Origin of the sequence: Paenibacillus aurantius (assembly GCF_032268605.1) — a bacterium.
Taxonomy (GTDB): Bacteria; Bacillota; Bacilli; order Paenibacillales; family NBRC-103111; genus Paenibacillus_AO; species Paenibacillus_AO aurantius.
The window spans coordinates 4,936,006-4,961,044 of record NZ_CP130318.1 but is presented as its reverse complement, the minus strand read 5'-3'; the positions used below and the strand labels follow the sequence as shown (position 1 = coordinate 4,961,044).

The window sequence follows — 25,039 nt, the reverse complement described above, 5'->3', positions numbered from 1 at the left end:
ATTAGTCTAAGGAGTGAGCCCACATGAATTCTCAAGTTACCATCCCTCAAGGCGAGCAGAAGGTCACAGTGGAACTGACGGTTAAACAGGCGATGGCTTTAACAGGGCTAAGGTTCAACCAGAACCCGGATCTTGCGGCAGATGCCCGCAGGCAGCTGAAGAAGTCACTGGAACGCACGCTTCTCCACTCCGACAACAACAAGGTTCATTATCACGAGCTGAATTTGTAAGATAGTCCAATAGGTACGGAGGCTGATTCCGCTGGGGCGGGGGAGGCCTCTTTTTTAATGGCGTTCGCCTTTGATTTTTGGCGGGGGATCGTCTATTCTTTATATGACAATCATGGTGTATGGAGGAACGGAAATGCGTTTAAGAGGCAGGAAGGGGATCCGGGAGGAACTGGAACGGCAGAGCGATCTGGTGATCCTGGATCCGAAGCAGTACAAAGGACGCTGGAGCGAATTTTTCGGCAACGACCATCCGATTCATGTGGAGCTTGGGATGGGGAAGGGCAAATTCATCAGCGAGCTTAGCTTCCGCAACCCGGAAGTGAATTATATCGGAGTGGACATGTATGATGAGCTTATCCGCCGGGGAGCCGAGAAAGCACGCAAATTCCGCGTGGAGAACGGGCAGCCGGAGGAGCCGGAGAACCTGGCTTTGGCTCTACTTAATATAGAGCACATCAGCGAGGTATTCGCCGAAGGGGAAGTGGAGCGCATCTATTTGAACTTCAGCGACCCGTGGCCGAAGAAGAAGCATGCCCGCCGCCGGCTGACCCACAGAGGCTTTCTGTTGAAATACAAGGGCTTTTTGAACGAGTGGGGGCAGATTCACCTCAAAACCGATTCCCGGTCGCTTTTTGAGTTTTCCTTGAACTCTTTTGCGGATATGGGTCTTTGGATGCGGAATATTTCGCTCGATCTGCACGGGGAGGGTCTTAGGGAGGATCTGGTGCTTACGGAATACGAATCTAAATTTGTCGAGCAGGGCATCAACATTCACCGGTGCGAAGTGCTGATAGGAGACCGTGCCTTGGAGGAACACCGCCGCAGCCTGCAGGAACAGTCCGTCTAGAACGGGCTGTTTTTTTTGCCAGGCTTTTGGATAAGCCGGCCGGCCGCAAGCCGCATGTCGGGTCCGGCCTTCTGGCTTCTTATCATTCCATGGAAGAATTACCGTTTGAAACCGGGCCTACTATGACAAAATATAAACAATGACGGCGGTCATGGTGCCGAGCAGCGCCCCCGCGAGGCAGTCCGACGGGTAATGAAGGCCCAGGTACATGCGGGAATAGGCCACAAGAAGGGCGAGCGGGATCAGCAGGAAGCCAAGCGCCGGGCTGACCAGCACGAAAGGGATGACGGCCGCGAAAATGGCGGTGGAATGCCCGGAGGGGAAGGAATGGTCGGTCAGCGGGTTCTCTCCGGTGGCCGTCCCCGGCAGGACCAGGTAGGGCCGGAGACGCGGGTATTTCTTCTTAATGGCGGCGACGGGCAGATGGCTGACGGCTAGCGCGATCAAGCTGATCAGACCGGCCTTGCGCCAAGGCTGCTCCGCGAATAGGACGAGAGCCAGCGTAACCGATATCGTGGCGGTCGCCCCGCCCAAGTGGGTGATCTTATTAAAAAAGATGTCGATGAACGGGACCTGCCGGCGCCGGTTGACCCAGCGGAAGACAGCCTGTTCCTGTCCTAGAAGCCATTGCAGCATACGACCCATGGCGTCTGTACCTCCTTGCCGAATGTCGGAATAAAAACAGGGTAAGGGTTGGGTGTTAAGGCCGTGTCAAGGCGGTGTTAAACGTTGAACAATTATTACCCGGCGAAGGCGGCCCTGACCCAGCCATCCGGAGGCTAACCAATTATTTCCTGTTTCAAGACCGTCGGAAAGGGTTAGATAGTTTTAGAAGTCTGCATTCCTTTAGGGATGCATCGCAAAATGCCGTTCAGATTTTCTTAAGTTGTTTTTGCCCGATGGGGTCGCTTATAATGGAACGGTCAGAAAAGGGAACAAGCCTTTTTGACCCGGATTTTATCGGCTCCAGTGCTGGAATGCGGCGCAAATCGGGTGCAAAACGGTGAAAATCGCAGCTGCGGCGAAGAGGCGGATTGGATTTACCGGCGAATTCCCTTTATATTCTGGAATTGAACGCGAGCGGGAGATTAGGAGCTTTTGACAAATCCCCCCTCGGCGGGAGAAAATCAGAATCGATGCTTTGCTTAAAGGGCTTACGCCAAGCACATACACACAGAGAGAAAAATATTAAAAAAGGCGACAACTAAAAAAAGGGGGTTAATTGATGCTGGACAATTTTTTACTGGTTTTGCAGGTTGTACTGGCGTTGATCGGAGGCTACCAGCTTCTTCTCAGCTTTTTCGGCTGGTACCGACGCAAAACGAATGTACAGCACGCTCCGCAAAAGACTTTTGCCGTCCTGGTAGCCGCGCATAACGAGGAACAGGTCGTAGGGGCGCTGATTGAGAACCTCAAAAACCTGGATTATCCGAAAGAACTTTACGATGTATTCGTGATTTGCGATAACTGCACCGACAACACCGCCGATATTGTAAGGCAGCACGGGGTGTATGCCTTTGAACGTCATAACGCGAGCCTTCGCGGGAAGGGCTACGCCATCGAATGGATGCTGAAGGAGCTCTGGAAGCTTCCGAAATCCTATGACGCCGTCGTGATGTTCGATGCCGACAACCTGGTGGACGTCGATTATCTTCGCCACATGAACAATGATCTCTGTTCGGGCTCCAAGGTTATCCAGGCTTACCTCGATACCAAGAACCCGCATGATTCCTGGATCACTTCCGCTTACGCGATTACTTACTGGTACTGCAACCGTCTTTGGCAGCTGCCCCGTACCAATCTCGGGCTGGCCAACTACCTGGGCGGAACCGGCATGTGCTTCGATACGCAGCTCCTGAAGGAAATGGGCTGGGGGGCGACAAGCCTCGTCGAGGACTTGGAGTTCACCATGCGCTGTGTTATGAGGGGTGTGAAGCCGACCTTCAACTACGAGGCCAAAGTGTACGACGAGAAGCCGCTGTCCTTCAAGGCATCCGCCAAGCAGCGTCTGCGCTGGATGCAGGGGCACTTCGATGTGGCCCGCCGCTACTTCTTCCCGCTGTTCTGGCAGGGCCTGAAAGAACGCAACTGGTCCAAGATCGATACGGCCGTGTATGCCTTGAACGTATACAACGTCCTTCTCGGCTCCCTGTGCAGCATTGTGCTGTGGATCAACAAATCGATTCCGGGGATTACCCCGTTCAAGTCCCTGTTCGAAATGGCGCCGCTGGTTTTCATTTTCGTGACCATTGCGAGTGTGGTCCAGTTCCCGATTGCGCTTATCATCGAGAAAGCACCGGCCCGGATCTGGAAGTCGCTTATTACCTTCCCGGTGTTCATGCTTTCGTGGTGGCCGGTTACCCTTTACGCGTTCTTTACCCAGAACAACAAGCAATGGAGCCATACCGAGCATACGCGTGTCATTCGCCTCGAAGAGGTACAGAGCAAACAAGCCAGCTAATCAGGAGTTGACACGTTATATCCCGCGTGGTATAGTAAACCAGTATGTTTTATCTGCAAAGAAGAAGCGCCCGCTTCTCACCTGACCGACACCCTTGTTGGCTGGTTATCAGATCATCGGTTATACTACTAACCCTGTGATTGAGATTGAAGATGTGGGCATTCGTTTGCCCGCATCTTTTTTATTTTGTAGGGCGGCTTTAACTTATTTTGGAGGTGGAGGATTATCAGTAAAGATCATATGATCAACGACGAGATTCGCGCTAAGGAAGTTAGGCTTATTGGGGCTGACAGTGAACAGCATGGAATCGTACCGATTCGCGAAGCGCTTCAGATGGCGGCCGATGCCAATCTCGACTTGGTGAATGTAGCTCCGACGGCCAAACCGCCTGTATGCCGGATTATGGATTACGGAAAGTACCGTTACGAGATGCAGAAGAAAGAGAAGGAAGCCCGCAAGAATCAGAAGATCGTGGAGATCAAGGAAGTCCGCTTCAGCGCGACGATTGACGAACACGATTTTCAGACGAAGCTGCGTAACGTGCTCAAGTTTCTGAACGAAGGCGACAAGGTGAAATGCTCCGTGCGTTTCCGCGGACGGGAGATCACCCATGCCTCCATCGGGCAGAAGGTTCTGGAGCGTGTAGCGGCGGAAGCGGAGTCCATCTGCAACGTGGAGCGCCGGCCTAAGCTCGAAGGGCGCAGCATGATCATGATCCTTTCTCCAAAGGCGTAACACCGAATACCATCAGGTAGAAATCAAGGAGGATAAATACGATGCCTAAAATGAAAACTCACCGTGGCGCCGCTAAGCGCTTCAGCAAGACGGGTACCGGTAAACTGAAAATCAACCGTGCCAACAGACGCCACCTGCTCGAAAGCAAATCCCCGGGAAGCAAACGCAGCAAGCGCAGAGGCGTTCTCATGGCCTCCGGAGACGTTAAGCGCGTAAGCCAACTGCTCGTTTACATGAAGTAATTCAAGCTTTCCATCTTTGAACAAATCTAGGAGGTAGAACACTATGGCAAGAGTTAAGGGCGGGTTCGTCACTCGTCGTCGTCATAAAAAAGTATTGAAACTGGCAAGAGGATATTTCGGATCGAAGCACAGACTGTTTAGAACCGCTAAGCAGCAAGTGATGAAATCCCTGCTGTACGCTTACCGCGACCGCCGCACGAAGAAGCGCGACTTCCGCAGACTGTGGGTTACCCGCATCAACGCGGCTGCACGCGTGAACGGCTTGTCCTACAGCAAATTCATGTACGGCTTGAAGCTCGCCGGCGTGAACGTAAACCGCAAAATCCTCGCGGATCTGGCGGTTTCCGATGCGAAGGCCTTCTCCGACCTGGCCAACGCCGCTAAGCAAAAGATCAACGCGTAATGCTCGAAAGACCGGGATTCCCGGTCTTTTTTTTGTTGCAGGGGGAATCAAACAATCATTGACTTCCACTACTCTTCATGGCATAGTTGTATATGCAAATGATAATTTGTATATACAAACGAAAAGAGGGGGAAGCCATGCAGGAGGAAGAAAGCATCCTGACGTTCTGTCTATATTTCACAGCCAATCGATTTGCCCGGGATATCACGAAGCTGGCGGAGAAGAATTATGAATTCAGCGACCTTTCCCCGTCCTATCTGTACCTGCTCATGGTCGTCCATTTCAATCCGGACATTACCCAGAAAGAAATCTGCCATAAGCTCTCAATCGCTCCGTCAACCAGTACCCGATTTATCGACAAGCTGGTGAAAGAGCGTCTGGTGCTCCGACGGATGAAAGGCAAGGAGAGCTTCATCTCCCTAACCGAGGAAGGGGAGAAGACGTACCAGGCATTCCGTTCTTCGCTTAAGAAGCTGTTCGACGACTACTCCGAGGTGCTGGGCAGGGAGTTCAGCCTGAAGCTCAGTGAAATGCTGCACGAGGCTAGCTTGAAGCTGGAGAAATAGATGGCTTTCTTTTTTTAGTATTCATTTGCATATACAAATAAAATAAATTTTAGAGAATGGAAGGTATCCAAAATGAAAAGAACCCTAGTACTGGCCGCTCATCCGAACCTGCGGGAATCCAAAATCAACAGAGCCTGGCTGGAGAGGCTGGCCGGGGAGGAGAAGGTCACGATACACGACCTGTACGCCGAATATCCGGATTTCCGCATCCATGTGGAAAAGGAACAGGAGTTGGCGGCCTCCCATGAGCGGCTCGTATTTCAGTTTCCGTTCTACTGGTACAGCAGCCCGGCGATTCTGAAGGAGTGGCAGGACGCCGTACTGACCTACGGATGGGCTTACGGGTCAGCAGGAAAGGCTCTGCATGGAAAAGAGTTTATGCTGGCTCTCTCGACAGGCGGGCCTGAGGAGGCCTACGGAGAGGGCGGCTACAACCGGTATCCGATCGGAGAGCTGCTTCGTCCCTTCCAGGCGATGGCCAACCTGACCGGGATGACCTTCCTGCCCCCGTTTCTGCTCCATGGGGTTCGGACTCTGTCGGACGAGCAGATCCGGGCCAGTGCCGAAGCTCTTGCCGCCCGGCTAAGCGAGTAAAAGAGCAGGCCAATCCGCTGCTTTATGTCTTTTACGCAATAAAGTGTTGACTATTTCCGGCGGGATGCCTATAATAAACTTTAAATCAGTTGCAAGGTTTACCGTTGAACAATGCGATCGGCTGTGAAGAGGACGAAGTGATAAGGGCTCTTATGAACCAGAGAGCACAGGATTAGCTGAAACCTATGCCTTAATCCCTTATTAACGAGCTCACCTCGGAGCTGTTTTCCTGAAAAGCAGGCCAACCTGGCTAGTAGGGAGAATCGGAATGGCACACGTTACCGTGCTGAAGGTATCGAGCAGGCTTGCCTGGCGATACCCGTTAAGGTTACAGGCTGTGAGGCCTATAACAAATTTGGGTGGTACCGCGGAAGATAACCCCTTTCGTCCCGTCGAATGCTCTCGCAATGAGCGTTTGGGATGAGAGGGGTTTTTTGATTTCTTTGAAGATTCGAAGGGAGGGTTTAGGATGAGTATTCAAAGTCCTACCAAAGTGTTAAAGGAAGAGCTGAGGGCCCGGCTGGTGAAACCCGACACGATTTCGGGGTCCGAAATTCTGCTTCGCAGCCTGCTTCTGGAGGGTGTCGAATGCGTATTCGGTTACCCGGGCGGTGCGGTTCTCTATATTTATGATGCCATGCACGGCAATCCCGATTTCCACCATCTCCTGACCCGCCATGAGCAGGGGGCCATCCACGCCGCGGACGGTTATGCACGCTCCACCGGCAAGGTGGGGGTTTGTATCGCCACCTCGGGTCCCGGGGCCACGAACCTCGTAACGGGCATTGCCACGGCTTATATGGATTCGGTCCCTCTGGTCGTCATCACGGGGAACGTCGCCACCTCGGCGATCGGAACGGATGCTTTCCAGGAAGCGGACATTACGGGAATCACGATGCCCATCACGAAGCACAGCTACCTGGTGCGGAAGGTCGAAGACCTGTCCCGCATCATCCACGAAGCGTTCCACATCGCCAACACCGGACGCAAGGGGCCGGTTCTGATCGATATTCCGAAGGACGTTTCGGCCCAGCTGACGGAATTCAAGCCGGTGGAAACCGTAAGCATCCGGGGCTACAACCCTACGACGGATCCGAACAAGCTTCAGGTCGACAAAATGATCAAGGCGATCAAGAAAGCGGAGCGTCCGGTCATTCTGGCGGGCGGCGGAATCGTCTATGCCGATGCTTCGGCGGAGCTGATCGAATTCGTGGGCAAGACGAGAATTCCGGTTACGACGACACTTCTCGGACTTGGCGGCTTCCCGAGCGCCCACGAGCTGTGGATGGGCATGCCGGGGATGCACGGAACCTACACGGCGAACACGGCGATTCAGAACGCCGACCTGCTGATCGCCATCGGGGCGCGCTTCGACGACCGGGTGACGATGAAGCTGGACGGTTTTGCCCCGAAAGCCAAAATCGTTCACATCGACGTAGATCCCGCCGAGATCGGCAAGAACGTGAAGACGGATATTCCGGTTGTCGGCAACGTTAAGAATGTGCTCCAGTACGCCAACACGAAGGCGGAGCAGGCCCCGGCCGAGGAGTGGATCGCCCAGGTTCAAACCTGGAAGGAGCAGTACCCGCTCCGGTACAAGGATTCCGACACCGAGCTGAAGCCGCAGTATGTTATCCAGATGATCAGCGACACCACGGACGGCGAAGCCATCGTCACGACGGACGTAGGCCAGCATCAGATGTGGACGGCCCAGTATTACAAGTTCAAGAACCCGCGTTCCTGGATCACCTCCGGCGGACTTGGAACGATGGGCTTCGGCTTCCCTTCGGCGATCGGCGCCCAGATGGGGAACCCGGATAAGCTGGTTGTCTCGGTAAACGGGGACGGCGGGATGCAGATGTGCTCGCAGGAGCTTGCGATCTGCGCGATTAACAACATTCCGGTGAAGATCGTGGTCATCAACAACCAGGTGCTCGGCATGGTGCGCCAGTGGCAGGAGATCATCTACGATAACCGCTACAGCCACATCGATCTGGCCGGCAGCCCGGATTTCGTTAAGCTGGCCGAAGCCTACGGAGTGAAGGGCTTGCGGGCAACGAACAAGGAAGAGGCCCAGCAGGCTTGGAAGGAAGCCTTGGACACCCCGGGACCGGTTCTCGTGGAGTTCGTGGTCCGTAAACACGAGAACGTCTATCCGATGGTCACGCAGGGCAATACGATAGGCGAAATGATAATGGGGGATTCGGAATGACAACACAGCGGCATACGATTTCCGTCTTGGTGAACAACCAGCCCGGCGTGCTGCAGCGGGTTTCCGGCCTGTTCGGACGCCGCGGGTTCAATATCGAAAGCATTACCGTAGGAGCTTCCGAGGAACAGGGGCTTTCCCGGATGATCATTGTCACAACCGGAGACGACAACATGCTGGAGCAGGTCTCCAAGCAGCTCTATAAGCTGGTGGATGTCATTAAGGTCATCGACTTGAGCTCGAATCCAATGGTGGCCCGCGAGGTGGCGCTGATTAAAATCAGCGCCGAGCCGTCGCTCCGGCCTGAGGTGCTGGGAATCGTCGAGACGTTCCGCGCCTCGGTTGTCGACATCGGCCCGAATTCCCTGATCGTACAAGCCGTCGGCGATACCGACAAGATCGACGCCATCGTCGAGCTGCTGAAGCCGTACGGCATCCGGGAGCTGTCCCGGACCGGCGTTACCGCCATGATCCGCGGCAGCGTCCGTTAATTACACGCTCTATTTCTTCGCTCATTCCGTACGGCCCGTTTGAGCGGGGGTTTAAGGGGACGAGGCTCGCCCCGTTAAACACCCGCTCAAAGGGTTTTCAAAATCAAAGGAGGCAATCATTTCATGGCAGTTACGATGTTTTATGAGAAAGATGCAGACTTCGGCGTTCTTCAAGGCAAAACCATCGCGGTTATCGGGTACGGAAGCCAGGGCCATGCCCAAGCTCAGAACCTGCGCGACAGCGGACTTAACGTAATCATCGGTTTGCGGGAAGGCAAATCGTTCGAGCAGGCCAAAAACGACGGCTTCGAAGTGCTGCCGGTAAGCGAAGCGGCAAGCCGCGCCGACATCGTGCAAATCCTGATGCCGGACGAAACGCAGGCCAAAGTATACAACGAAGAAATCGCCGGCAACCTGAAGAAAGGCGCTGCGCTTCTGTTCTCCCACGGCTTCAACATTCACTTCGGCCAGATCGTACCTTCGAAGGACATCGACGTGCTCCTGGTGGCTCCTAAATCCCCTGGACATCTCGTTCGCCGTACGTACGTGGAAGGCTTCGGAGTTCCCGGCTTGATCGCTATTCACCAGGATGCAACGGGCAACGCTCAAGCCATCGGTCTTGCGTACGCCAAAGGAATCGGCTGTACCCGCGCCGGCGTTATTGAAACGTCGTTCCGCGAAGAAACCGAAACCGACCTGTTCGGCGAGCAAGCGGTTCTGTGCGGCGGCGTAAGCGCGCTGATCAAAGCCGGATTCGAAACGCTAACGGAAGCCGGCTACGCTCCGGAAATGGCTTACTTCGAGTGCCTGCACGAGCTGAAGCTGATCGTCGACCTGATCTATGAAGGCGGACTGGCTACGATGCGCCACTCCATCTCCAACACGGCGGAATACGGGGACTATGTTACCGGACCTCGGATCGTAACGGAAGAAACGAAGAAAGAAATGAAGCGTGTGCTTTCCGATATCCAGCAGGGCAAATTTGCCCGCGACTTCATCCTCGAGAACCAGTCGAACCGCGCCTTCCTGACGGCTACCCGCCGCAACGAAGCCGAGCATGAAATCGAAGTGGTCGGCGGCCAGCTGCGCGAAATGATGCACTGGATCAAAAAGTAAGCTTTTCACGCATTCCTTTACGTTTTTATCCATATAGTTAGACGACAGAAAAGCTCCCTCCGGAGTTTTTCTGTTTATAACAGGGCTTGAGTGGAAAGGATTCTCAATCCGACCGCTCGTTAGGCCGTATCCCGCATCACAAGCCGTGAAAGACGGAAGTTTACCAGGAGGTGAATGGACATGAGGAAAATTTACTTGTTTGATACGACTCTCCGCGACGGAGAGCAGTCCCCCGGCGTCAACCTCAATACGCAGGAGAAGGTGGAAATCGCCCTCCAGCTGGAGAAGCTCGGGATTGACCGGATCGAAGCGGGCTTTCCGGCGGCATCGCCCGGCGACCTGGCCGGTGTCAACGCCGTCGCCCGCGCGGTGAAGAATGCGACCATTATCGGCCTGGCTCGCTCCCGAGAAAAGGACATCGACGCCGTATGGGAAGCGGTTAAGGATGCGCAGGACCCTTGCCTGCACGTCTTCATCGCCACCTCGCCGATTCACCGCAAGCATAAGCTGCGCATGGAGAAGCATCAGGTGCTCGAAGCCGCGGAAGCCGCGATCAAATACGCGAAGAAGTATTTCAGCAAGATTGAATTCTCCGCCGAAGATGCGGGCCGTACGGAACTGGATTTCCTGTGCGAGGTCACCGAGCTGGCCATCCGGACCGGAGCCACGGTGGTGAACATTCCGGACACGGTGGGATACATGACCCCGCTCGAGTACGGAAACATTTTCAAGACGCTAAAGGAGAACGTGCCCGGGATCGAGAAGATTCAGCTCAGTGCGCACTGCCACGATGACTTGGGCCTGGCTACAGCCAATGCGCTAGCGGCCATCGCGAACGGGGCGGACCAGATCGAGGGAACGATCAACGGCATCGGAGAACGCGCCGGAAACACCTCGCTCGAAGAAGTGGCCATGGCCCTCGAGACCCGCAAAGAGCTCTTCCAAGCCAAGACGACGATCACGTACGGGGAAATCTACCGCACGAGCCGTCTCGTTAGCAAGCTGACCGGAATGGTCGTGCCGGGCAACAAGGCGATTGTGGGCGCGAATGCGTTCGCTCACGAATCGGGCATTCACCAGGACGGCATGCTGAAGGAGAAGACGACGTACGAGATCATGTCCCCCGAGATGATCGGGGTGAAGGAGAGCAAGCTCGTGCTCGGCAAGCACTCCGGCCGCCATGCGTTCCGCGAGAAGCTGTCCGACCTCGGCTACGAGCTGTCCGAGGAGCAGGTGAACACGGCCTTCGGCAAGTTCAAGGAGCTGGCGGATAAGAAGAAGGACGTGTCCGACGAGGATCTCATGGCGCTGATCGAGGAGAAGCTGATCACGACGCCGGAGGTATTCGTGCTCGACACGATTCAGGTTGCCTACGGCAACCAGTCGGTGCCGTCGGCCACGATCCGCCTTCATACGATCGAAGGCGGCGTTCTCGAAGAAGCCGCCATCGGCAACGGCTCGGTGGATGCGATCTACAAGGCGATAGACAAGGCGACGAAGGAAGAGGTCGAGCTCGACGATTACTCGATCAAGTCCGTCAGCCACGGCAAAGATGCCCTGGGAGAAGTCCACGTCGTTCTGAAGCAGGGGGATTTCTCCGTTCAGGGACGCGGCATCTCCACCGACATCCTGGAGGCGAGCGCCAAAGCCTACCTCGATGCCGTAAACCGGCTGATCGACAAGCGCAAGACCGGCCCGAGCCGCCGCGACAACCTGTCGCTGATCTAGTGCCTTATCCGGTAACTTTGTTGGCGAGAAAGCCTCGGTATGCGCACGAAAATCAATGAGAAAAGAAGACCTTTCTTTGCGGATAAGGCGCTAAGCCAAAATGCAAAGAAGCCCTCTCCTTTCCCCTGTGCGGGAAAGGAGAGGGCTTTTTGTGCGTAGAGGAGGGGCTATACCCGCACGCTAATTTCTTCCAAGGCTGCGGCAAACCGCTCCATGCCGGTAATCATGGTTTCCCGGTCGGAGTGGGTGAAGTTCAGCCGGATCGTGTTATGCTTCGGCCGCTCCGCGTAGAAAGAGGAGCCGGGCACGAAGGCCACGCCCTTCTCTACGGCCAGGGGAAGAAGATGCTCGGCATGCAGCGTTTCCGGCAGCTCCAGCCAGAGGAACATGCCGCCCTTCGGCTCGTTCCAGCGCAGATCGCTGCGGCCGAGTCCTTCCAGCAGGGAAACCATGAGCCGCATCCGTTCTTCATAATTGGCCCGGATAAGCGCAATATGGCCGTCCAGGTCGAAGTCGCGCAGCAGGTAGTAAAGCGCCTGCTGGTCCATGGTGCTCGACTGGAGGTCGGCTGCCTGCTTTGCCTGGGCCATGCTGCGGATGATGGTCGGATCACCGATTACCCAGCCGGTGCGGAGCCCCGGAGCCGCGATCTTCGAGAAGGTGCTCGTGTAGACCACCGCGCTGCTTTCGGGGTGCTGATCGAGCGAGAAGATGGAAGGGTAAGTTTCATCTGATCCGTACTGCAGCTCGCCGTAGGGATCGTCCTCGAGAATGAGGACATTGTTCCGGCGGCAGCTGTCGAGAAGGGCTTGCCGGCGCTCCAACGACCAGACATAGCCCGTCGGGTTCGAGAAGGTCGGGCTTACGTAGACCATCTTGGGCCGGTGCTCCGCTATTTTGGCCTCGAGCTGTTCGGGGTCCATTCCGTTCGGGTCCCCGGCTACCGAGATGACCTTGGCCCCGTGGGACTGGAACACCTGGAGGGCGGCCAGGTAGGTTGGCTCCTGAACGAGCACCGTATCACCCGGATCCAGGTAGACCTTCGCCAGAAGATCAATGGCCTGCTGGGAGCCGGTGGTGACGAGCATGTCCCGCGGGGTGACCCGCATGTTCTTGCGCGCCATACGGGCGCAGAGTGCTTCACGAAGCGGAAGGAAGCCTTCGGTCAGCCCGTACTGAAGAGCCGAATTCCCCTGCTCGAAGATGCGGTTGAACGCTTCGCGAATGGCCGCCGCCGGGAACAGCTCCTCGGCCGGAAGCCCTCCGGCGAATGAGATGACCGATTTGCCCTGGGTCAGCTTCAAAATCTCCCGAACGGCACTCGATTGAAAATGTTTCATCGTATCTGCAAATCTATAGTCCATGGTTCATCCTCCTGGTTGAAAAAACAACTATATTTTAACCAGTTTATTGGTTTTCCCTTGGACTGACAATGATCTTTTTTCTATAAGAATGATAGGTTTAGGCTATGGTAAGGGCTTCCAAGGGTCTGCCAATATTTTATTTATAATAATTCTAATTTAATAATTGTTTTAATATTGACAATCAAATATTGGAATGTTAGGATTTATCATGTGATCACAACAATAACCACGGCCTGCTGAAGAAAGCAGCGTACATAAGGCATCGGCGCTTCAGGGGGCTTTATTTTACTAAAGGAGGATATTATTCATGGCAGAGCGTTTGGTAGGTAAACAAGCACCATTCTTCAAGATGGAAACGGCACTAGGAAACGGACAGGATTTCGGTACCGCCTCCTTGTCCGATTACAAAGGCAAATGGCTCGTTCTGTTCTTCTATCCGCTGGACTTCACCTTCGTATGTCCGACGGAAATCACGGCTCTGAGCGACGCCGCTTCCCAGTTCAAAGAGCTTAACTGCGAAATTCTCGGTGTAAGCACGGACAGCATCCACACTCATAAAGCATGGATCAATACTCCTAAGAACGACAACGGTCTCGGCCAGCTGAACTTCCCGCTCGGCGCCGACCTGACTCATGCGGTATCCCGGGATTACGGCGTTCTGATCGAAGAAGAAGGGATTGCTCTGCGCGGTCTGTTCATCATCAATCCGGAAGGCGAGCTGAAATACCAAGTCGTTAACCACAACGACGTAGGCCGCAGCGTGGAAGAAACGCTCCGCGTTCTGCAAGCTCTGCAAACCGGCGGCCTGTGCCCGATGAACTGGAAGCCTGGTCAAAGCACCCTGAAAGTATAATTCACTCCAATAAGAAGGCCTTTCCGTCGGCCCCGGCCGGCGGAAGGGCTTTTTGCCCATCAGGGCTCGATTTAAGGAGGAAGGGAGGGATTACCGTGAATCAAGGCGAGGAAATCCGTTACAGCGAAGAGCATACCTGGGTTCGCCAGGAAGGCAAGCGGGTGCGGCTCGGGATGACCGATTTTGCCCAGAATGAGCTGGGGGACATCGTCTTCGTCGAGCTTCCGGAGACGGGAGATGCGCTGAAGGCGGGGGAGCCGTTCGGCAGCGTGGAGTCCATCAAATCCGTGACGGAGCTTTATTCTCCCGTGTCCGGCAAAGTGGTGGAGACGAACCGGGCGCTGCTGGAGCTGCCCGGGCAGGTTAACCTGACGCCCTATGCCAGCTGGATGGTCGTGGTCGAGCTGGCCGATCCGTCGGAATTGGACAAGCTGTGGAGCAAGGCCAAGTACGAAGAAACGTTCGGTACGGAAGAACAGTAGAAAGCACCGGGTTGTCTGGTCCGATCAGACAGACAGCCGGTGCTTTTTTGCATAGGGAAAGGGGTTGCCATAGGGAGCCGGTTGGACCATGCAATGTAACCGTTTGCAAGGCGGGTTAGGAGAAAGGCTCAGCGGCTTTCCCCATCATCCGTGCTGGAGCTCCATCGTAACAGCGGGCGTCCGCATCTGTGAAAGGTAAAGAACCTGGCCCAAGTGCTCGGAGAAATGGGAGGCACACTGGTGAAGCACTTCCGGGTTGATGGCTTCTTCCGTTCCGGCCGCCTCCGTAAGGAAATCCCGTTCTCCCAGGCGGCGGACGGCTTCGTCCAGCCTTTGGAACGAGTCCTCGATGATCTCGAGCAGCTCTTCCTTGCTTTTCCACTGCATGGGGTTGAAGCCTGTCCAGGCGCCCGGCTCGGGCTCTCCGTGAAAATCGTTCTCGATACGGTATTGGATCGTTCCCGCCAGATACAGAATAAGGTTCGCTATGCTGCTGCTGTTCTCGTTAGGTCGCCAGTTGAGGCTGATCTCATCCAACGGTTCGATGGCCGACTTTAACCGCACTTGGATCTGGGCGTACTTGGCGGCAAGCATGGCGATAAACAGCTTGCTGTTCATATCCTCACTCCTTTTGATCGGGTTTGGGCAGAGGGCCTGGGCCAATGAGAGAATCTCGTTCCGGGTTGCATTCATATACTACTTAGACAAGTTCCCTCTTCTCTAAGCAGCTTTTGCTATAAAAATTACCGCTTGTTTTCAAAAAGGCCGAAGTTGGATAATAGTAACTAACATACCCCCTGAAATGGAACAAGGTCTTCGAAGATTCTTAAGTCTGCCTAAAGAAGTGTCCTCTGGAAATTAGGAGGAAAAAGAGGAATTTTCCGCCTTCGGGGCGAATAGGAAAAAGGAACAAGGGAGGGATCACCATGAGTTTTTGCTGCGGAGCCAGCATGATTGGAACCAAGGGAACCTTGAAGCACATCCGGACGCACATACACAATGTGCCTATCTTATTCTGCCCGGTATGCCATCGGGTGGAGGTACACCATCTGGCCCAGAACGAATATGAAATTCTGGCGGAATATGCTCATGGGGACGGAGCCCCGGAAATCGATTTTATGGAATACGTGGAAAGCGGCAGTGGAGATGAGCTCTTCGAGAACTGCGTCAACCATGAGAACGAGGACCCGCTCGATATCGTCCTGAGCCAGATCGACATGGCCTTGGACCTGATGACGGTAGCCAAGCAGCTGCAGGATTCCGAATGGGAAGGCCAGCTCAAGAAAAGGCTGCAAATGCTGAGCAAAAGGCGGGCCAAGCTTCGCCAGCGGAATACGGCGGCCGGGTGATCCGGCGGTTGAAATGCCTTACCATAACCTTTAGCGCCTCCCAACGGGAGGCGTTTTTTAATGGAATACCAGAAAGAACGATAGACATGGAGATTTTGGAAGCACATTCTACGGGACCCTCCTCTACGGAAAACTGTGGTATACTGTTAGAAGTTTTCTGCGGGAGACCAGCCTTCGTACATAAGGTCCGAAAATCTGTTAGTTTTGACTATAAATACCCCCGCAATCGCTGCCCGCGCGGCGAAATCTTTAGCGTGAGGTGGAATCTTTGATACTGGTGCTTTTTAAAAAGTTTTTAGGAAGAAGCCTCTCTCCCCGTTCCCGCATCCAGCAGGACTCCACTCCGGAGGAGGTTGTGGAGCGGATTCAACAAGGTGATCTGCGGCTGCGAAACCAATTCATTACGGACTACCAGCCCTACATCGCCAAGGTGACCAGCCGCTTCAGCAAACGATACATCGATCCTTCCAAGGATGACGAGTTCAGCATAGCGCTGACCGCCTTCAATGAAGCGATCAACCAGTTTTCCCCGACGGCGGGCAGGTCGTTCCTCGGCTTTGCCGAAACCGTTATCCGCCGTAGGCTTATCGATTACGTACGCAAGGAGCAGCGGTTTACGAAGCATGTGCCGTACAGCTCTTTTGAAATGGAGGATGAGGAAGAGAACATCGTCAACCCCGTCGAGGTCCATCAGGCGGTGGAAGCCTATGAGAGGCAGAAGGATACAGAGGAACGGAGCAGCGAAATCATCGATCTGAACCGGTGTCTGCAGGATTTCGAAATCACGTTCGCCGATCTGGTCAAGGCCGCGCCCAAGCATACGGATTCCCGCGAAGCGATGCTCGCCGTGGGCGTCCTCCTGGCCCAGGATCCCCAGCTGATGAAGGCGCTGCTCGAGCGCCGGCTGCTTCCGATCAAGGAGCTGATGGACCGGGTGGGCTGTTCGCGCAAAACGTTGGAACGGAACCGGAAATACATCATTTCCATAGCTTTGATATACAACGGGCCCTATCCCTACTTAAGGGATTTTCTGAAGCCCGTGCTTCACCACCCTACAGAAAAGAGTGAAATAGATGAGTAAAGGGATCGTAATGGAGCTTACCGCCAAAACAGCTATTGTTTTGACACCCCAAGGCTCTTTTGAGGAGATTCCAAAACCAAGCCGGGATTGCCGGGTAGGGGAAGAGATTGAATTCAATACCGGGCGTGCCCGTAAAGGGAACCGGTGGCTGGCTGCCACTTCTTCGTTGGTGGCCGCGGTGGTGTTTGGGGTTATTCTATTGGGGGGCTTAACGGGGGTATTCGCCGATAAGAAAGTTGTCGCTTATGTCTCGATCGACATTAACCCGAGTGTAGAGCTTGGCGTTGATTCGAAGGAAAAGGTGCGGGAGCTTCGGGCTTTGAATCCGGACGCCGCTTCCCTGATTCAAGGAGTTTCCTACGCCGGGAAGCCTCTTTCCGAGGTGACGGAGGATCTTCTCGCTCAGGCGGAAGCCCGCTACTTGAACAAAGGGGAAGCGGATATCGTCATTTCCAGCACCTTGGTTTCCCCATCCGCCCGGTTGAACGATACGTCGCTCAGCCAGGAAGTGAAGGAGCTGGTCAGCCGCCATGTGCAAGAGACGCATCCCGAGAACGCCCAGGCCTATGTGGTCACGGCCTTTGCCGCTCCTAAGGAAGTAAGAGACGTCGCACTCGACAACGGGTTGTCTACCGGAAAATATATCGTTTATCTGAACGCCAAAAGCAGCGGAGCGGAAGTGGGGATCGAGGATTTCAAGGAGCAGTCGGTTCACCAAATCGCCCGGGAGCAGGGCGGAATTCGCCAATGGATTCAGCCGGGTAAGGTGACGAAGGAATCCCTCCAGGAGCTGTTGAAGCAGGAGAAAAGCGGAGAGCTGGACCGCAAGCTTCAGGAACAGAAGGACAACAAGAAGGACGAATCCGGCAAACCGTCGGCCAAGCCATCCGATACGCCTTCTGCGAAGCCCTCCAGTGATCCTTCTTCCAAGCCGGCCGTAACGCCGGGCAAGCCGTCGCTTAAGCCTGCCGTCTCCACGACTCCGGGACGCACCCCCGAGCCATCCAAGCCGGGGAAAGCCAAAGAGGAAGACAAGGACAAGCCCGGCAGCGGCAATAAGGACGAGAACCAGAACCGGCAGGACGAGAAGAAGAAGGAAGACAACGAAAAAAAGCAGCAGGAGAATAAAAAACAGGGGGAGGACCGGAAGAAAGAGCAGGAGCAAAAGGACCAAGAGGGTAAAGGCAAAAAGGACGAGGAAGACGGCGGCAAGAAGGCCGAGTCAGCCGCGACCGCCAATAAGGGAAGTGACGAGGGGACGACTGATCGTCCTCTTGTTCCCGTCAGTCCGAAGCCGGATGACCCCGACAAGGGAAACGGCGGCAAGGACAATCCGGAAAATCCAGGACAAGCCAAGCAGAGGGACAAGCCGGATGATAAGAAGAACGGAGATTCCAAAGATGCCGGCGGCCCAAAGGAAGACAAGGCCTCTTAACTTACCAGGCGGGAAAACAGCCTTTCCCTCATATAAAATTCCACTCCGACCGGGTGGGATTTTTTTCTTTTGCCGGGAATAAATATCGGATAAAGGAGATTTATGCTTTAACACGTTCCAGCGGTTGTGTTACTATGAAAACGTACCTATCAAAAAAGCGAGACCATTACACAGCGGGAGAGAGATGCCATGCGCTACACCCCATTTGGAAAAATCGGTTACGAGGTGTCTTCGCTAGGATTCGGGGCGATGAATTTGCCGGGCGTGCCCCTGGAGCAAGCCCGGGCTGCCCTCAACTATGCGCTGGATCACGGAATTAATTATATCGATACGGCGGCGGGCTACCGCAACAGCGAGGAAATTATCGGCGAAAGCATCTCGCATCGGCGGCAGGAATATTTCCTCGCCACCAAGACGAACAAACGCGATTATGCCACGGCGAAGGAAGAAATCAACCGCAGCCTGATGCGGATGAAAACGGATCATGTCGATCTGCTGCAGATTCACTATGTGAATTACGTGACGGAATACCAGAAGGCGATGGACGAAGGCGGGGCTTATGAAGCGGCTCTCGAAGCCCAGCGGGAAGGGAAGGTGCGCCACATCGGCATAACCGGACACAGGCCTGAGCTGCTCGCCAAGTGGGTAAGAAGCGGCAAGTTCGATCAGGTGCTTTTTCACCTGAACCTGGCCCAGCCGTTTGCCAAGGAAGAGCTGATTCCCGTCCTGAACGAACTGAATATGGGCCGGGTGGCCATGAAGCCGCTGTCGGGCGGGTTCATCCAGCCGGTGGAGAAAGCGGTGCGCTATCCTTACAGCCAGGATGTGCACGTGACCATTTCCGGAATGGTCAGCGTGGACGAGGTGAGGGAAAATATCGCCGCGCAGGAAAGGGAAGTTGGGGAGGAGGAACGGCAGGAGCTGCACGGACTCGCCCTCGAGCTCGGAACGCACAGCTGCCGGCGCTGCAACTACTGCTCCTGCCCGCTCGAGATTCCTATTCCGGATGTCATGATTTCAAGCGTCGTCCGCGACAAATTCGGGCTTCTTCCGAAAGGAAACGGCTTCTACGACAAGCACCGGGAAAAGCTGCTGTCCTGTGCGGATTACGAGCCGTGCCGGGAAAAGCCGCTTTGCGAGCAAAAATGCCCTTATCATCTTCCTATGCGCCGGGTGATCATGGAGTCGGCCGCCGCCCTTGTCTAACTACCCGGTCCTTGCCAGGCGAGAACCTTCTCCAAACGAAAATCGGCAAGAAAGGCCCCGGCGGGAACGCCGGGGCCTTTATGGTTTGATTAGGGAATTCAAGCCTGAAGGTTTCGACCGCTGGAGGCGGGTCTGGAAGGTGCAGCGTGAGCATGCCGGACATCCTCCATCCGGATGACGATCCGGTTAACCTCCGTCAATGGAAAGGGAAAGCCGACGCTCCGCTGAATCACGTTGGGCAGCCGGATGCCGATGTAATTCTTGCGTCGTTTGGGGACCACAAGATCGTAGGCAAGCGCCGTGATCGTCGTCGCGTCCGCATCGCCGCCCTCGGCCGATTCGCGCTCATGAGCGGCCGGTATGGGAACGTATAGAATATGACGCTTCCACCGGATGGAGCCCTTCGGAAACCGGACCACCATCAGATCAGCCTCCGGCGAATCATGGATAGAGGTATACGCCTGAACGCCGCTTGCCCCCTGCTTAAGCCATTGGTTGGAGCGGATATCGGGCATCAAGGGCACGATGAGGATCGGCACGACACTGGCTGCGTAAAGCAGGTAAGCGGATTGCTGGAGAATGGCCACGGCAATCAGCAGTCCGAAAAGGATAATGCCGCATACGAGCAGCCATACGTTTTTGTTTTTCATAGAAGGCGGTACCCCTTACCTATTAAATGAGCGCATAACATCCCTATTCTAGCATACGGGTGCGGTTTCTGGGTATAGGGTCCTGTATTTTTTACCAGGAACGCATCCATTTGGTGGAACGGCGTTCTCTTTGTTATAATCGGGGGTAAACCGAAGATTCTAACGGGCGGTGCCCAAGGAGGAAGAGAACAACCATGTCAATCGACAAGGGCAAGGACATCGCAGAACGCGTCCCTCCCGGCCAGAAGCTGACGGACGGCTTCCCGGTGCTTCATTACGGGGATGTGCCTTACTACCGGGACATGAGCCAGTGGGATTTTCGCGTGTTCGGACTGGTGGAGGAGGAGCTAACCGTTCCCTACAAGGAATTCATGGCCCTTCCCCGGCAGGAATTCCGCAACGACATCCACTGCGTCACCACGTGGTCGAAGCTCGACAATACATGGGAAGGCGTGGCGGTCTCTACGATCATGGATCGGGTCAAGCTGAAGCCCGAGGCCAAATTCGTCATGCTGCACGCCGAGCACGGCTGGTCGACGAACCTGCCGCTGGAAGATTTTCTGAAGGAAACGAGCTTCTTCGGCATCAAGCATAACGGAGAGCTGCTCACCCCGGAGCACGGGTATCCCGTCCGGATGGTCGTTCCTCATTTGTACTTCTGGAAGAGCGCCAAGTGGCTGCGCGGGATTGAATTTATGGCAAAGGACAAGCCGGGCTTCTGGGAGCGGAATGGGTATCACATGTACGGCGATCCCTGGAAAGAGCAGAGGTACGATTGGGATTAGAACCGATAGATGGATAGAGGAATCAGGAAGTCTCTGATGCTCTATCCATTTTTTTCTTTGGACGGGTCAGGTCCCAATCGATATAATGGACCATACCGACCGTAAGCGGTTTCACGATTAGCTGGAGAGGAAGAGACGGTATGTTTTACACCCTGCGAAACCGATTGATTGCCTTTTTCATCGTCCTGCTCGCTCTATCCTTCGGGTCGATGAGCTACCTGCTTTTCAAAGAATCCCGGGAAATCATCCGGGCTTATATCGAATCCTCCGCGCTGGAGAAGATGGACGAATACGGCTCGTTCATCGATTCGGCTCTCCGCCAGATGTACGATGCTTCCTCCCTCGTTTTCAACAGCCCCACCACGAAGAACTGGGACCTCACCTTATCCGACCCCGCCATGCCGGACGGAGAAAAAATGCTCGCGAATATCTCCATGAGCCAATTCCTCACGCAGGCCACGAATAATTATTCCGGACTCTCCTCCATTACCGTATACCGCCGGGGGGGACTGCGCATAAGCGGGGAGAATCAGAAGAGAGAGACGGCAGGCTGACGGTGCGGGAATAATAAAGGATTTGGGCAAGAACCCTGCCGTGGCTAACGGCGGGGTTTTTCTTTTTACCCCGACAGGGGGATGCGGTGGATGGTTTAGGAGAAACTAGTAAATAAATCCGATTGCGGCCGGGCGGCATGCGGATTTTTGACAGGGTTCCGGATAATGTCTATGATGGGTTCATGTCATTTTGGGGAATCCCCTGTGACAGGCTCCATCATCTAGAGGCCACCACCCATAAAGGAGTAATCATTTTGACAAATCCACGTCCCCCAAAACGCAAAGCGTTCTCTCTCTTCTCGACGGTTTATTCCATCATTGCCGCCATTGGCGGTTTTTTGTTCGGGTACGACACCGCGGTTATTTCCGGCGCCGTCGGTTTTATTCAAGAACGATTCGATCTGAACCCGGGCATGCTCGGGTGGATGGTGTCCAGTCTGATCGTGGGCGCCGCCGCCGGGGCCGCTTTCTCCGGAGTGCTGAGCGATAAGTTCGGCCGCAAAAAGATGCTGATCGCCTCAGCGCTTATCTTTGTCGCCGGTTCAATAGGCTCCGCCATTCCGAGCACGGTAACCGGGCTTATTGTCGCCCGGATTATCGGGGGGATCGGCGTGGGGATGGCTTCGACGCTGGCCCCTCTGTACATTTCGGAAATTGCCCCCGCCCGGATTCGGGGCCGCCTGGTCTCCATTTATCAGTTTGCGGTCGTGACCGGCATCTTCGTCACCTTCTTCATCAACGCCCAGATTGCCGGCTTCGGGGACAACGCCTGGGATGTTTCCACCGCCTGGCGGTGGATGTTAGGCTTCGGCATAGCGCCGGGAATTCTGTATATGCTGCTGCTGTTATTTATTCCGGAAACCCCCCGCTGGCTTATGAAGAATAAACAGGAAGTGCGCGCCCTGGAGGTTCTGGAACGCATGAACGGCAAGGAGGCGGCGAAGGCGGACCTGCATGAAATCATGAACCTGAAGGAAAGCGACGAAGGGTCCTTCCGAGATCTGTTTCGCCGTGCTCTCCGGCAGCCGCTACTGGTGGGAGTCGCTTTGGCCGTTCTTCAGCAGATCACCGGGATAAACGCGATCATGTACTATGCCCCGGAAATCTTTAAACAAACGGGGGCCGGTACCAATGCCGCCCTGACGCAGACGATTCTGGTCGGGCTCGTGAATTTTGCCTTTACTCTGGTCGCCTTGTGGCTTATTGATAAAGCGGGGCGGAAGGCGCTGCTTCTGGTGGGTTCTACCCTGATGACGGTCTGTTTGGCCGTTGTGGGGTATGGTTTCCATTCCCCGGATATGCCGGGCTCCTGGATCCTCTTCTTTATTCTGCTGTATGTAGCGGCGTTTGCCGTTTCCCTCGGGCCGGTCGTGTGGGTCATGATTTCGGAAATTTTCCCTACCCGGGTCAGAGGCCGGGCCACGGCCTTCGCGGCGTTATGCTTATGGCTGGCGGATTACCTGGTTTCCCAGACGTTCCCCATGCTTCTCGACGGCATCGGCACCGCGGCCACGTTCTGGTTGTTCGGCGCTATTTCTCTTGTCGGGGTCTTCTTCTGCGCGAAGGCGGTCCCCGAAACGAAGGGCAAATCGCTGGAGGAAATCGAGCAGTATTGGGCCGACCGGTCGTAAGACGGATCAGGCTCGCGTGATTCATAGGCTTGACTATCATCAAAGGCACCCGGCCTCGGCCGGGTGTCTTTTTCTATCGGGAAGGATCCGCCTGCATCCCCTCCGCTCTCCCCAAGTTCTGCGATGGTTTTCAATCCGGTCCGCACCGGGTAGAAGATAGAAAACGGAACACGGGACGGGCCGTGTCCGGGAACAAACCGGAGTAAGGACGGAGGGATGAACGTTGACGGCCTATCAGTATGCCTTCCGAACCATTTGGGAGGTGGAAGCGGATCTTCCCCGCGTATGGGAGCTTCTCAGCGATTACCAGTACGGGCAGTGGTGGAAAGGGGTCTCGGCCTATAAGGTGAGGGAGGGCAGCCCGGGCAATGGAATCGGAAGCGTGTATGCCTCCATCTTTCGGACGAAGCTTCCTTACCGGCTTATCTTCTTGTCCGAGCTCGTCCACTGTGAGCCGATGCGGGCTCTGGAATTCAAGGCCTACGGGGAGTTGGAGGGAAGAGGGGCCTGGAAGCTGACCCAGCACGGGACCATTACCCGGATCGAATACCGCTGGCAGGTGAACACCAACAAGTCGTGGATGAACAGGCTTGCTCCGCTTCTGCGGCCGCTCTACCGGTGGAACCACCGCAAGGTGATGGACGAAGGGGCCCGGGGATTTGCCAAAAAATTGGGGGCCCGTCTTGTCTCCTGTTGACTACTGACCGGTCCTTTTCCGTGCTATGATAGAAGCATAATTCCAGGGAAAAGGTACCTTCATGAATGTGATCAAAGATTTCTTGCTGCAGCTGGCCCTTTCGGCCATCCCCATGTTTACCTACCAGCCGTTCTTCGAGGAGAGAGGGAAGCAGGGCTGGCGGGAAAAAGCCGTCATGGCCGCCCTGTGGTGCTTGGCCGTCATGCTTTGCATGACCTTCCCGGCCCATTTCGGAGAGGGCTACCGGCTCGATGTCCGGGTGGTTCCTCTTGTGCTCGGCACCTTGTACGGAGGCCCCACAACCGGTCTGTTTCTCGCCGTTTTCACGGTGGGGTACCGGCTTGCCGGCGGGTTCGATCCGGGGTTCTATAATACGCTCGGCGCTCTGCTGACGGCCTTTCCGGTTGTGCTTGGGAACGTCCGCCGCTTTCAGGCGGCCGATAAGGCGAAGCGAATCCGTCTTGGCGCCAGCCTGACCCTGCTCTACGCCTTCGTCGGGCTGCTGTGGTTTCAGGTGCTCAATGGGGGAGAGCTGGGAACTCTACCGGTCCAAGGCCTCCACCTGCTTTTTGTTACGGTGGTCGGAGGGCTCCTTACGGCCTTTTATGAGCATTTGCGGGAGATCCGGCGGCTGCGCAGCGAGATGCTGGAAGCGGAGAAATTCCGGGCTATCCGCGACTTGACGGGGATTTTTGCCCACGAGATCCGGAATCCGATGCAGGTGGTGCGGGGATTTCTGCAGCTCTTGGACGACCCCGCTCTTCCTCCCCGGAAGAAGGAATTCATCCAGCTTTCCATTGAGGAGCTGGACCGGGCCAACGAGACCATCAACGAGCTGCTCGATTTCGGCAAACCGGCTGGCGGGGACAACGAAGAGGTGGAGGCGGGCTTCCAGCTGCAGAGGGTGGCCAATCTGCTGCACTCGTATGCGGAGCTCCGCAGCGTCACAATCCACACCGAGAGAGATGCAGATTGCTGGATTCGGGCCAATCCCCGCAAGCTCAGCCAGTGCCTCGTCAATATCCTGAAAAATGCGGTGGAGTCCATGCCGGAGGGAGGAAGCATTCGGGCCGCCTGCTCGGCCGAAGGGGATTCCCGGGTCCTCTTGACGATTGAAGACCAGGGGGTGGGCATGACCCGGGAGCAGCTGGACCGGCTGGGGTCGCCGTTCTATTCCTTGAAGGAAAGCGGGACGGGCCTCGGCATGACGGTCAGCTTTCAGATCATCCGTTCCCTGGGGGGCAAAGTAAGGGTGACCAGCGAGAGGGGGAAAGGAACGCGGTTTGCCATTTCCTTCCCCAAGTCCGACCGGTAGACCCGTAGGCCGGGC

The 25,039-nt window shown here is 55.3% G+C and carries 27 protein-coding genes and 1 other annotated feature; of the genes, 23 read left to right on the top strand and 4 right to left on the bottom strand.

The features are described 5' to 3' along the window. Positions 1 to 23: 23 nt before the first annotated feature. Both MJA45_RS22440 and trmB read left to right on the top strand, forming a co-directional pair. The gene (locus tag MJA45_RS22440) at positions 24 to 230 is read left to right on the top strand and encodes a hypothetical protein (RefSeq protein ID WP_315604126.1); all 207 of its coding nucleotides are present in this window, start codon (positions 24 to 26) and stop codon (positions 228 to 230) included. Positions 231 to 363: 133 nt separating this feature from the next. Next, entirely contained in the window at positions 364 to 1,077 is a 714-nt protein-coding gene (trmB, locus tag MJA45_RS22435; protein ID WP_315604125.1) for a tRNA (guanosine(46)-N7)-methyltransferase TrmB, read from the top strand. A gap of 120 nt (positions 1,078 to 1,197) precedes the next feature. Here the strand turns inward: trmB and MJA45_RS22430 are convergent, their stop codons facing one another. Continuing rightward, on the bottom strand, positions 1,198 to 1,722 hold the full coding sequence (locus tag MJA45_RS22430) for a phosphatase PAP2 family protein (protein WP_315604124.1): 525 nt from the start codon (positions 1,720 to 1,722) through the stop codon (positions 1,198 to 1,200). A gap of 580 nt (positions 1,723 to 2,302) precedes the next feature. Here MJA45_RS22430 and MJA45_RS22425 point away from each other — a divergent pair. The 10 genes from MJA45_RS22425 (at position 2,303) to MJA45_RS22380 (ending at position 11,622) form a co-directional block, all read left to right on the top strand. Further along, positions 2,303 to 3,538: a glycosyltransferase family 2 protein gene (locus tag MJA45_RS22425; protein WP_315604123.1), complete on the top strand. Its 1,236-nt coding sequence runs from the start codon at positions 2,303 to 2,305 to the stop codon at positions 3,536 to 3,538. A gap of 52 nt (positions 3,539 to 3,590) precedes the next feature. Continuing rightward, positions 3,591 to 3,726: a sequence feature (ribosomal protein L20 leader region), on the top strand. Positions 3,727 to 3,778: 52 nt separating this feature from the next. After that, positions 3,779 to 4,273 (top strand): translation initiation factor IF-3, encoded by a 495-nt coding sequence (gene infC / locus MJA45_RS22420; protein ID WP_315604122.1) that lies wholly within the window; start codon positions 3,779 to 3,781, stop codon positions 4,271 to 4,273. Between the two features lie 41 nt (positions 4,274 to 4,314). Next, positions 4,315 to 4,515 carry a 50S ribosomal protein L35 gene (rpmI, locus tag MJA45_RS22415; protein WP_315604121.1) on the top strand — a complete coding sequence of 67 codons (201 nt, stop codon included), beginning with the start codon at positions 4,315 to 4,317 and terminating at the stop codon, positions 4,513 to 4,515. A gap of 43 nt (positions 4,516 to 4,558) precedes the next feature. Further along, complete coding sequence (gene rplT, locus MJA45_RS22410) at positions 4,559 to 4,918, top strand: 50S ribosomal protein L20 (protein WP_315604120.1); 360 nt, start codon at positions 4,559 to 4,561, stop codon at positions 4,916 to 4,918. Between the two features lie 137 nt (positions 4,919 to 5,055). Further along, complete coding sequence (locus tag MJA45_RS22405; protein ID WP_315604119.1) at positions 5,056 to 5,484, top strand: MarR family winged helix-turn-helix transcriptional regulator; 429 nt, start codon at positions 5,056 to 5,058, stop codon at positions 5,482 to 5,484. Between the two features lie 72 nt (positions 5,485 to 5,556). Beyond that, complete coding sequence (locus MJA45_RS22400) at positions 5,557 to 6,078, top strand: NAD(P)H-dependent oxidoreductase (protein WP_315604118.1); 522 nt, start codon at positions 5,557 to 5,559, stop codon at positions 6,076 to 6,078. Positions 6,079 to 6,547: 469 nt separating this feature from the next. Continuing rightward, positions 6,548 to 8,290, top strand: a complete 1,743-nt coding sequence (gene ilvB, locus MJA45_RS22395) for a biosynthetic-type acetolactate synthase large subunit (RefSeq protein ID WP_315604117.1) — start codon at positions 6,548 to 6,550, stop codon at positions 8,288 to 8,290. Further along, positions 8,287 to 8,778, top strand: a complete 492-nt coding sequence (gene ilvN / locus MJA45_RS22390) for an acetolactate synthase small subunit (RefSeq protein ID WP_315604116.1) — start codon at positions 8,287 to 8,289, stop codon at positions 8,776 to 8,778. Before ilvB ends, ilvN begins: the two co-directional genes overlap by 4 nt. A 123-nt stretch (positions 8,779 to 8,901) precedes the next feature. Then, a complete protein-coding gene (gene ilvC / locus MJA45_RS22385) occupies positions 8,902 to 9,894 on the top strand; it encodes a ketol-acid reductoisomerase (protein WP_315604115.1) in 993 nt (330 codons plus the stop codon). A 180-nt stretch (positions 9,895 to 10,074) separates the two neighbouring features. Continuing rightward, positions 10,075 to 11,622, top strand: a complete 1,548-nt coding sequence (locus MJA45_RS22380) for a 2-isopropylmalate synthase (protein WP_315604114.1) — start codon at positions 10,075 to 10,077, stop codon at positions 11,620 to 11,622. Between the two features lie 167 nt (positions 11,623 to 11,789). On the opposite strand, the gene MJA45_RS22375 is transcribed toward MJA45_RS22380, so the two are convergent. Then, positions 11,790 to 12,986: an aminotransferase-like domain-containing protein gene (locus MJA45_RS22375; protein ID WP_315604113.1), complete on the bottom strand. Its 1,197-nt coding sequence runs from the start codon at positions 12,984 to 12,986 to the stop codon at positions 11,790 to 11,792. A 307-nt stretch (positions 12,987 to 13,293) separates the two neighbouring features. On the opposite strand from MJA45_RS22375, the gene MJA45_RS22370 reads away from it, so the two are divergent. After that, positions 13,294 to 13,839 carry a peroxiredoxin gene (locus MJA45_RS22370; protein WP_315604112.1) on the top strand — a complete coding sequence of 182 codons (546 nt, stop codon included), beginning with the start codon at positions 13,294 to 13,296 and terminating at the stop codon, positions 13,837 to 13,839. 95 nt (positions 13,840 to 13,934) lie between these two features. Then, complete coding sequence (gene gcvH, locus MJA45_RS22365; RefSeq protein ID WP_315604111.1) at positions 13,935 to 14,321, top strand: glycine cleavage system protein GcvH; 387 nt, start codon at positions 13,935 to 13,937, stop codon at positions 14,319 to 14,321. A 144-nt stretch (positions 14,322 to 14,465) separates the two neighbouring features. On the opposite strand, the gene MJA45_RS22360 is transcribed toward gcvH, so the two are convergent. After that, on the bottom strand, positions 14,466 to 14,939 hold the full coding sequence (locus tag MJA45_RS22360; protein WP_315604110.1) for a DinB family protein: 474 nt from the start codon (positions 14,937 to 14,939) through the stop codon (positions 14,466 to 14,468). A gap of 308 nt (positions 14,940 to 15,247) precedes the next feature. On the opposite strand from MJA45_RS22360, the gene MJA45_RS22355 reads away from it, so the two are divergent. From MJA45_RS22355 to MJA45_RS22340, 4 genes are all read left to right on the top strand, one after another. Further along, positions 15,248 to 15,670 (top strand): hypothetical protein, encoded by a 423-nt coding sequence (locus MJA45_RS22355; protein WP_315604109.1) that lies wholly within the window; start codon positions 15,248 to 15,250, stop codon positions 15,668 to 15,670. Positions 15,671 to 15,929: 259 nt separating this feature from the next. Then, complete coding sequence (gene sigI / locus MJA45_RS22350; RefSeq protein WP_407083067.1) at positions 15,930 to 16,751, top strand: RNA polymerase sigma factor SigI; 822 nt, start codon at positions 15,930 to 15,932, stop codon at positions 16,749 to 16,751. Beyond that, positions 16,744 to 18,186: an anti-sigma factor domain-containing protein gene (locus MJA45_RS22345; RefSeq protein WP_315604107.1), complete on the top strand. Its 1,443-nt coding sequence runs from the start codon at positions 16,744 to 16,746 to the stop codon at positions 18,184 to 18,186. The genes sigI and MJA45_RS22345 overlap by 8 nt, the downstream gene beginning before the upstream one ends. A 189-nt stretch (positions 18,187 to 18,375) precedes the next feature. Continuing rightward, the gene (locus tag MJA45_RS22340) at positions 18,376 to 19,392 is read left to right on the top strand and encodes an aldo/keto reductase (protein WP_315604106.1); all 1,017 of its coding nucleotides are present in this window, start codon (positions 18,376 to 18,378) and stop codon (positions 19,390 to 19,392) included. A 98-nt stretch (positions 19,393 to 19,490) separates the two neighbouring features. Here MJA45_RS22340 and MJA45_RS22335 read toward each other — a convergent pair whose 3' ends face one another. After that, positions 19,491 to 20,042, bottom strand: a complete 552-nt coding sequence (locus MJA45_RS22335) for a hypothetical protein (protein ID WP_315604105.1) — start codon at positions 20,040 to 20,042, stop codon at positions 19,491 to 19,493. Between the two features lie 194 nt (positions 20,043 to 20,236). On the opposite strand from MJA45_RS22335, the gene MJA45_RS22330 reads away from it, so the two are divergent. The 5 genes from MJA45_RS22330 to MJA45_RS22310 all read left to right on the top strand — a co-directional run bounded on the left by MJA45_RS22330 (position 20,237) and on the right by MJA45_RS22310 (position 25,024). Beyond that, complete coding sequence (locus MJA45_RS22330) at positions 20,237 to 20,827, top strand: sulfite oxidase-like oxidoreductase (protein ID WP_315604104.1); 591 nt, start codon at positions 20,237 to 20,239, stop codon at positions 20,825 to 20,827. A gap of 140 nt (positions 20,828 to 20,967) precedes the next feature. Continuing rightward, a complete protein-coding gene (locus MJA45_RS22325; RefSeq protein WP_315604103.1) occupies positions 20,968 to 21,381 on the top strand; it encodes a hypothetical protein in 414 nt (137 codons plus the stop codon). 254 nt (positions 21,382 to 21,635) lie between these two features. Next, positions 21,636 to 23,012, top strand: coding sequence for a sugar porter family MFS transporter (locus MJA45_RS22320; RefSeq protein WP_315604102.1), 1,377 nt, complete (start codon positions 21,636 to 21,638; stop codon positions 23,010 to 23,012). Between the two features lie 223 nt (positions 23,013 to 23,235). Next, on the top strand, positions 23,236 to 23,709 hold the full coding sequence (locus tag MJA45_RS22315) for an SRPBCC family protein (protein WP_315604101.1): 474 nt from the start codon (positions 23,236 to 23,238) through the stop codon (positions 23,707 to 23,709). 61 nt (positions 23,710 to 23,770) lie between these two features. After that, positions 23,771 to 25,024 carry an ATP-binding protein gene (locus MJA45_RS22310; RefSeq protein ID WP_315604100.1) on the top strand — a complete coding sequence of 418 codons (1,254 nt, stop codon included), beginning with the start codon at positions 23,771 to 23,773 and terminating at the stop codon, positions 25,022 to 25,024. Positions 25,025 to 25,039: the final 15 nt, after the last annotated feature.

Bases quoted from the DNA above. Each gene is read 5' to 3' on its own strand.
- MJA45_RS22440 (WP_315604126.1), top strand. From the start codon at position 24: ATGAATTCTCAAGTTACCATCCCTCAAGGCGAGCAGAAGGTCACAGTG.
- trmB (WP_315604125.1), top strand. From the start codon at position 364: ATGCGTTTAAGAGGCAGGAAGGGGATCCGGGAGGAACTGGAACGGCAG.
- MJA45_RS22430 (WP_315604124.1), bottom strand. From the start codon at position 1,722: ATGGGTCGTATGCTGCAATGGCTTCTAGGACAGGAACAGGCTGTCTTC.
- MJA45_RS22425 (WP_315604123.1), top strand. From the start codon at position 2,303: ATGCTGGACAATTTTTTACTGGTTTTGCAGGTTGTACTGGCGTTGATC.
- infC (WP_315604122.1), top strand. From the start codon at position 3,779: ATGATCAACGACGAGATTCGCGCTAAGGAAGTTAGGCTTATTGGGGCT.
- rpmI (WP_315604121.1), top strand. From the start codon at position 4,315: ATGCCTAAAATGAAAACTCACCGTGGCGCCGCTAAGCGCTTCAGCAAG.
- rplT (WP_315604120.1), top strand. From the start codon at position 4,559: ATGGCAAGAGTTAAGGGCGGGTTCGTCACTCGTCGTCGTCATAAAAAA.
- MJA45_RS22405 (WP_315604119.1), top strand. From the start codon at position 5,056: ATGCAGGAGGAAGAAAGCATCCTGACGTTCTGTCTATATTTCACAGCC.
- MJA45_RS22400 (WP_315604118.1), top strand. From the start codon at position 5,557: ATGAAAAGAACCCTAGTACTGGCCGCTCATCCGAACCTGCGGGAATCC.
- ilvB (WP_315604117.1), top strand. From the start codon at position 6,548: ATGAGTATTCAAAGTCCTACCAAAGTGTTAAAGGAAGAGCTGAGGGCC.
- ilvN (WP_315604116.1), top strand. From the start codon at position 8,287: ATGACAACACAGCGGCATACGATTTCCGTCTTGGTGAACAACCAGCCC.
- ilvC (WP_315604115.1), top strand. From the start codon at position 8,902: ATGGCAGTTACGATGTTTTATGAGAAAGATGCAGACTTCGGCGTTCTT.
- MJA45_RS22380 (WP_315604114.1), top strand. From the start codon at position 10,075: ATGAGGAAAATTTACTTGTTTGATACGACTCTCCGCGACGGAGAGCAG.
- MJA45_RS22375 (WP_315604113.1), bottom strand. From the start codon at position 12,986: ATGGACTATAGATTTGCAGATACGATGAAACATTTTCAATCGAGTGCC.
- MJA45_RS22370 (WP_315604112.1), top strand. From the start codon at position 13,294: ATGGCAGAGCGTTTGGTAGGTAAACAAGCACCATTCTTCAAGATGGAA.
- MJA45_RS22360 (WP_315604110.1), bottom strand. From the start codon at position 14,939: ATGAACAGCAAGCTGTTTATCGCCATGCTTGCCGCCAAGTACGCCCAG.
- MJA45_RS22355 (WP_315604109.1), top strand. From the start codon at position 15,248: ATGAGTTTTTGCTGCGGAGCCAGCATGATTGGAACCAAGGGAACCTTG.
- MJA45_RS22345 (WP_315604107.1), top strand. From the start codon at position 16,744: ATGAGTAAAGGGATCGTAATGGAGCTTACCGCCAAAACAGCTATTGTT.
- MJA45_RS22340 (WP_315604106.1), top strand. From the start codon at position 18,376: ATGCGCTACACCCCATTTGGAAAAATCGGTTACGAGGTGTCTTCGCTA.
- MJA45_RS22335 (WP_315604105.1), bottom strand. From the start codon at position 20,042: ATGAAAAACAAAAACGTATGGCTGCTCGTATGCGGCATTATCCTTTTC.
- MJA45_RS22330 (WP_315604104.1), top strand. From the start codon at position 20,237: ATGTCAATCGACAAGGGCAAGGACATCGCAGAACGCGTCCCTCCCGGC.
- MJA45_RS22325 (WP_315604103.1), top strand. From the start codon at position 20,968: ATGTTTTACACCCTGCGAAACCGATTGATTGCCTTTTTCATCGTCCTG.
- MJA45_RS22310 (WP_315604100.1), top strand. From the start codon at position 23,771: ATGAATGTGATCAAAGATTTCTTGCTGCAGCTGGCCCTTTCGGCCATC.